7 protein-coding genes and 1 pseudogene are annotated in these 6,322 nt (G+C 62.0%); 2 read left to right on the top strand and 6 right to left on the bottom strand.

Features of this window, described 5'->3' with window-relative positions; translation table 11 throughout:
- Positions 1–212: 212 nt before the first annotated feature.
- Complete coding sequence (locus ACW4E8_RS39615) at positions 213–404, top strand: hypothetical protein (RefSeq protein WP_456809456.1); 192 nt, start codon at positions 213–215, stop codon at positions 402–404.
- A gap of 907 nt (positions 405–1,311) precedes the next feature.
- Here ACW4E8_RS39615 and ACW4E8_RS39610 read toward each other — a convergent pair.
- From ACW4E8_RS39610 to ACW4E8_RS39595, 4 genes are all read right to left on the bottom strand, one after another.
- Entirely contained in the window at positions 1,312–2,034 is a 723-nt protein-coding gene (locus ACW4E8_RS39610) for a hypothetical protein (protein WP_456809455.1), read from the bottom strand.
- A complete protein-coding gene (locus ACW4E8_RS39605; protein WP_456809460.1) occupies positions 2,031–2,399 on the bottom strand; it encodes a hypothetical protein in 369 nt (122 codons plus the stop codon). The genes ACW4E8_RS39610 and ACW4E8_RS39605 overlap by 4 nt, the downstream gene beginning before the upstream one ends.
- 372 nt (positions 2,400–2,771) lie before the next feature.
- Positions 2,772–3,833 (bottom strand): patatin-like phospholipase family protein, encoded by a 1,062-nt coding sequence (locus tag ACW4E8_RS39600; RefSeq protein ID WP_456809454.1) that lies wholly within the window; start codon positions 3,831–3,833, stop codon positions 2,772–2,774.
- An 11-nt stretch (positions 3,834–3,844) separates the two neighbouring features.
- Complete coding sequence (locus tag ACW4E8_RS39595) at positions 3,845–4,108, bottom strand: hypothetical protein (RefSeq protein WP_456809453.1); 264 nt, start codon at positions 4,106–4,108, stop codon at positions 3,845–3,847.
- Positions 4,109–4,466: 358 nt separating this feature from the next.
- Here ACW4E8_RS39595 and ACW4E8_RS39590 point away from each other — a divergent pair, with 358 nt between their 5' ends.
- Positions 4,467–4,736: a helix-turn-helix domain-containing protein gene (locus ACW4E8_RS39590; protein ID WP_456809459.1), complete on the top strand. Its 270-nt coding sequence runs from the start codon at positions 4,467–4,469 to the stop codon at positions 4,734–4,736.
- Positions 4,737–4,942: 206 nt separating this feature from the next.
- Here the strand turns inward: ACW4E8_RS39590 and ACW4E8_RS39585 are convergent, their stop codons facing one another.
- On the bottom strand, positions 4,943–5,272 hold the full coding sequence (locus tag ACW4E8_RS39585; protein ID WP_456809458.1) for a ProQ/FinO family protein: 330 nt from the start codon (positions 5,270–5,272) through the stop codon (positions 4,943–4,945).
- A 112-nt stretch (positions 5,273–5,384) separates the two neighbouring features.
- Positions 5,385–6,308: pseudogene (locus ACW4E8_RS39580) on the bottom strand (tyrosine-type recombinase/integrase); the annotation flags it as partial.
- Positions 6,309–6,322 lie beyond the last annotated feature (14 nt).

The following is a 6,322-nucleotide window of genomic DNA, read 5'->3' as shown; positions in this document are numbered from 1 at the left end:
GCATGGTAGGAATGCAGCGGCCATTCGCATGTCGAGTCGTGTTTAGCTGCACTGCGCCCTTCATGGCGGAGTGCTTTTCAACAGCCTGCTAGGGAGCGCGTGTGCCGGCCGAGACCACGCAGCAAACCAGGTAATAGGCGCGCTTGAGTTCCAGCGCAGCTTCCACGCGTTGGCCCGCGGCCGCTTTGGCGAAAGCCGCATCCAAGGAACCAATGATGTCGTCCGCTGCACCGACCGTGCTCGAACTGGCCTTGTGGCTGGTTCGCCCATGCATGCAGCAGCACTGCCTGCCGCTGCGCGAGAGTATGGGGCGGCCATGGCCGTTCGCGGCTCAGCAGTTCCATCCGCGTGGCGAGCAATGTCTCCAGGAATACGGTTGGTCGCTTCAACTGCCGCGGCCGTGACGGTTGCGCAGATTTCGAAGGGTTCAAAGGTTGGTGTCGCGACTGATACACAGGGCTGGTATCCGAGACTTCCATGGGTGCCGAGGTTAAAACCGCTCCGGCGCTGTTGTGAAATGTGGTGGTCATGATAATAAGTCAGCGATCCACGCCCCGTCGTGGAATGCGCACGGAGGATGCTGACTGGAGCTGCCGTTGTTGATCGCGTTTGCACGCTCGTTATGACAGACGCAACAAACGTTTCAACGGCAGCGGGGGCATTGTCGCCGGTCACGGTGCGCCGATAGGAAGATTATTGCAATGTTGCGTGTAAATACGGCGCGGAAAGCCAAGCGGTGCGCGCGAGCAGCCCTGGCTCTGCGCGGCGCCGGCTACCCGCCGCGTGGCTCGTTGATGGCACTCAGCAGCGCATCGAGCGAAACTGGCTTGGTCAAGTGCGCATCAAAGCCTGCGTGCACCGACCGGCGGATATCGTCCGGGCGTCCATAGCCACTCAGCGCGATCGCCGTCAGGTGTGATCCGGCAAGGCACGCCGCTCTCACTGAACACGGGGAGCCAGGGCGTCGTGACGCCGCGCGACAACCTCTAAGCACCGTCGCTAGTTCGCGCACCCCACGTCGCTGGCCGTCGCGCATCATCGCTCCTGATGCGCGTCGGTCACAGCATCGGATGGGTCATGGCATATTTACCAAGGGCGAGGATTGGTGCGCAGTATTTTTGAAGGTGCAGCAAATTGGTCCGAAAGCAATGCCCTAACGAACGAACGAACCGAGCCTACTACTAACCGGCTGGCATGGAGTAGTCGCTTGCAGCGATGGCACTGATCGGTGAAGCATATGCACAGACCTCCATCGTTCTGTATGGGGTGGCGACATCCAGTACTCCAGTACGTGCTGCTCAATGCGTTGCCTTAACTGAACCGCACATTGCTAAGATCGATGGCGACCATCAGCCGGCTGTGGTCGGCGGACAGGTCTTCGTTGCGCATATAGGCCCGACGTCGCGACGGAAGGACGATGCCATCCGCGGTGATGTGGTCAGAGAGGTACTGGGCCGCCGCAAAGCCGCCCGCGATGTCGACATGATAGTCATGCCGACGAACAAGCCTGTCGTCGCCAAAGTAGAAATCCTGCAGTTCGCAATGGCTTTCAATATTGGCTGGAAAACGTACCCGCAATCCCCGCCATGTCTCTGAGCCCTCGCGCCATGGTTTGATTTCGGTGACTTCAAAGCCGGGCAGGGCGATCAGGAACGGCGTGGTCAGATAGGTCCAGAGCGCGTAACCGTTGAAATAGGCGCGCTGCAACGGATTCCATGGGGAGTCGATGACATGGCCATCGAAGCTGCGCCGCGGGTCCCTGAGTTCCTTCACCATTTCTCCGCTGGTCGTCTCGATGGCGATACGTCCCGGCTCGAATGCGGTACGCCAGTTTGATTCGCCAAATGGTGTCACCGAAGCGCGCTCTTCGTGCAGCGATACCGTCATGGTACGCGGTGCCGGGTCTTGAACCAGGCCCTTCATTGCCCAGAGTCCGCCACCGGTCACGATAGTTGCCGTCACTTCATTGAAGCGGTTCCAGCGTTCAACGCCGCCGTGCGCCTCAAGCACTTCGTCTGCCAAGCTGCTCATCATCCAACCTCCGAAGAGACACAACTACGAGGAAATATCGCGCCACGGCGCAAAATGGACATGTTACGCCGGATCACGCTGCCAAGCAGGACGGATGGCCGCCATGTTTCGAGCATCGACAGATCCTTCGGCAAAGTCCGCTTGAACAACGCGAGGAGCCGGCGGCCTTCCCTCGGTTGCAGGGTGATGGCGTGGCGGACGGCGGCCGCGATGAGGATCATCGTCAGTTGAGAAAACGCAGACAGCGCTGCGTTGGAAACGTTTGGAGCAATGCTGCGCAATGCATCCATCAAGAGGCCTGCAAGATGAGCGCTGTCCTCCTGGTCGAGCTTCTGCAGCACACGGTCCGCTTGCGTGGCCTGCCAGATATCGGAAATCTGTGTCTGGGATTGCGGTGGTCTGCCGCGTCACACCTCCAGTCGGTATGGCCGTGAGCCAATCTGGCATTCGCAATTCGACCTTGGGTTCACTGTAGACAGGGTGACTGGTAGGCGCATCCGGTACAAGGAGATAGCTTGAATTGCGAGTGCGCAGAGAATCGCGCCACCGTAAGCAGCAAGCAAGTTCAATCGCATAATCGCGGTGGAAGAATTGCTGTTTCGCGGTCACACGGACGCCGTTGACGCCGACTTGTTCGAATCCACATGCCAGACAAGTTCGGTTTGCTTGGCGGTAGTCATGATCCGGGTCTCCCTGGTTCCACGAATTTGCACCAACAGCTTCGTAGACGTGAGCACTCGTTAAAGGAATTCCTTGCGCAAATCGACGCTGCACCGTTCGCCGATCGCGCTGTAGTTCTGTGCCAGCCAGTGCTCGGCCTGATCGCGCCCTTGGGTGCGTAGGTAGCAGAGAAAGTCCCAGTCCGCATTAAACTTGCTGGAAACGCCGAGCGCCGTCATGGTCTGGTCCGAGCCGATCGAGTGGATAAGCATTTCCTTCATCTCGGTCCGGTCCACCTTGTCGTCCTGGATCAGGGTGGTGATGAAGCTGATCGCACGCAGCTCGCGGATCAACGAGGAATTGAAGCTGACTTCGTTAATGCGATTGAGAATCTCCATCGCGGTCTTCGGGACGCCCTTGCGAACGATCGGGTTGATATGGACGATCACCACATCCCGCGTGCCGCAGTTATAGATCAGCGGGAAGATGGCGGGGTTGCCGACGTAGCCCCCGTCCCAGTAGTGTTGGCCGTCAATCTCCACGGCCCGGAACAGGGACGGCAGGCAGGCCGAGGCCAGCACCGCCTTCAGACAGACTTCCCCGCGCGAGAACACGCGCAAACTGCCGGTTTCGACATTGGTCGCGCACAGATAGAGCTGGATCGGGCAATGTCGGCTCAGGGCGTCGAAATCGACATGGCGGGCAAGAACGTCGCGCAGCGGGTTGAAGTTGAAAGGATTGAAATCGTAGGGTGAGAGTACGCGCAGCAACAGGTCCGTCAGCACGTACATCGGCGAGCTGTCGAGCCCATAACCCCTATGCAGCCAAGTCTCCCACGGCAGTTTGCGGAACGGGCTGCAGATCTGCGCGGTGCTGGAAACGTCTCGCCAGAAGTTGTGCAGCGCGGTGCGAGCGCAAGGCGGCCCACCCTGGAGTAAACCGTAGGCGAGTACCGCGGCATTCATTGCACCGGCGCTGGTGGCGCTGATGCCTTCAATGGCGAGCCGTTCGTCCTCGAGCAGGCGGTCAAGTACGCCCCAGGCAAAGGCGCCATGGGCACCCCCGCCCTGCAATGCGAGCGTGATGGGCTTTACGGGGGCCTTGGCGCCGCCTGCGTGGCGTGTTCCGGGGTTGGTAGACATGTCTCGCTCCCTCAGTGCCTGATCCAGCCGCCGTTCATGGCCAGCGCCGTCGCGGTCATCGAGGCAGAGTGGTCGGAGGCGAGGAATACCGCCAAGGCGGCCGGTTCGACGATCCGCACGAATTCCTTGCGGGCCTGGTGCACCGGCATGACATGACGTACCAAGGGGAAAATGTCCTTCGCACCTTGTAGTGCGGGCAACTTGCGATCAAGTAGGGCGGTGAGCACGATCACAGCAAGGTAGCGGTCTGCCTCGACTTCCTTTAGGTCTTCCATCACCTGGACCCCATCCCTGCCGGACATCGGGAGATCTAGCACGATCAGATCGTAGCGGTTCTGGCTTCAAAGCTCGCAAACCACACGCAGATCCATTTTAAGACGACGCAAACGTAGCCGGCCCGCGCAGCATCTGCTCGAGCAAACGGACATCGGCCTCCAGATCGTCGGCGATCAGGATCCTTGCCTCAGGTTTGTCGGATGGGCTAACCACACCGCGCATCCTGGAGGGACTCTTGAGGAGAATATGCTCTGCCATCGTCTGTGCTGAGCAATTTTGCTAGCAGAACCCATAAGGTCTGCAAAGCGACACATTTTCCAACGTCTTTGATCAACAACGCCCCCATCGCGCGCGACGATTCGCACCATTCAGCAACTGGGTGACCGCATCCGAGCCACCCGGGCAGGGGAAGGGATGCCCGTAGACCAAGCGGCGAGGCATTGCGGTGTTTCTGTCGGCATGCTGTCCAATCTAGAAAATGGCAAGGGCGTCAATCTCGAGCACGTCCTGCGTGTACTGGACGGACTGGGTTTGACGATGCTGGTCGTGCCCAAGGTGCAGGCACCTTGGCTCGAAGAGGCTGCGGCCCATGCGTCCAAGACCGGCGAGCTGGCAGCGTGGGATTAGCCTCCTTAGTCAGGCTGCCATCCTGGCGTTCGTGGTCAGCATCGGCGGCAAAGTTCGGAGTCGCCGATGTGCGAAGCCAGCGGGGTCTGACTCAGCCGAGGTCGGAAAAAATGCCGCGTGGGATAAGCGCGCCCCCAGGTGCCGTGGCGCGGAGATGGATTGCTGTGCGCCTTCGCTGAGCCGGCTGTCCATGCCAAAACTTCAACCTATCGAGCCGCATCCACGGGGTGCGACGCCTTCGCCGATTTGGATGGTGCCCCCGGCGAACGCCTCGCTTGCAGTTGCTGCGCCCGTTTTGCATCCTCCGGGTGAACCTGCCCCGCCTCCTGGCCGGCCAGATCCATCCGCGATGCGCCTTCGATGAGGCAGGCCCAGTAGCGGGCGCCGCGGCACCAGGTCTTGATCGCCTCGCGCAATTCGGCCTCCGTGAGGGCAAGCTCCTGGGCATGCGGGAGGAGATCCTCGAAGATGCCGATCTTGAGCGGCACCTTGGGCGCCGGGTTCTTCGGAAAGGCTAGCGGAAAACGCCGTTGCAGTCTGGCGATGGTGGATCGCGTGGAGCGATTTTAGCAGCCGCGTATTCTGTGCTGAGCCGCATGTGCGGCTCATATCCGTGTGCAAAGGCCATGGATTGGCATGATCGCGCGCCTACGTCTTGCTGGTCCAGCCGATCCGATGCCGCTCCTGTGTGGCCTCGTGCCGCGCATCCTCTTCGCTGTGCAGGTAGCCGCTGGTGGTCGCGATCGAGGCATGGCCAAAATTGTCCCGCACATAGCGCAGGTCGACCTGCTGGTCGGTCATGTGTGAGCCGGCGGTGTGGCGCAGCCAGTGGGCCGAGGCGCTGGCCAGCACTGCGGCCGGACCCTCCCACTCGGACCCGCGCGCCCGCAGGCGCCCGGCGGCCATGCCGAACACCTCCTTCAAAATCAGGTGCAGCGCCCCGCGCGACAGGGCCTTGTCGCGACCTGTCTCACGGCCGATCACCGGCAGCAGCAGCGGGCGCGTTTCCCCAGGCTGCGGGGTAGGCGCCAGCCCGTGGGCGCGGCGGTAGCGCGCCAGTTCGGCGACCAGCTAGGCCGGCACCAGCCGGGTCTTGTTGCCCTTGCCGGTGACCTCCAACCACCAGCGCTCCATGCCCGAGCCGTCGCGCCGACAGAAGAACGCCTCCATGGGGGTGCCTGTCACCTCGGCGGCCCGCTGCCCGCCCAGGTAGAGCACCGTCAGCACCCAGCGGCAGCGCGCCGCATGCAGCCGCTCGCGCTCGGTGCCTACCGGCATCGCCTCGACGGTTTCCTTGACGGTCGCCCACAGCTCGTGGCTCAGGTAGCGCGTGATCCGTGGCCGGCTGGGGGCGCGCCGGCGCCGGGCCAGCGCGAGCGGGTTGCCGGCCAGGTAGCCGGCCTCGGTCAGCCAGGCAAACAGCGCATTCAGGATGACCAGGGCGTGGCGCACGCTGGCGGGCGACAGCGGCCCCGCAAACGGGCGCCAGTCGGGGTGGTTGCGTGCGAGCTTCTTGCTGCCGGCCAGCACCCAGCGCGCGGCCGGTTGCGGGTCAGCCAGGAAGCGCTCGTGCCGTGTTTGCAAGG

Source organism: Cupriavidus sp. CP313 (assembly GCF_054072015.1).
Note: the sequence above shows the minus strand (reverse complement) of the source record. Positions and strands in the feature narration are given on the sequence as shown.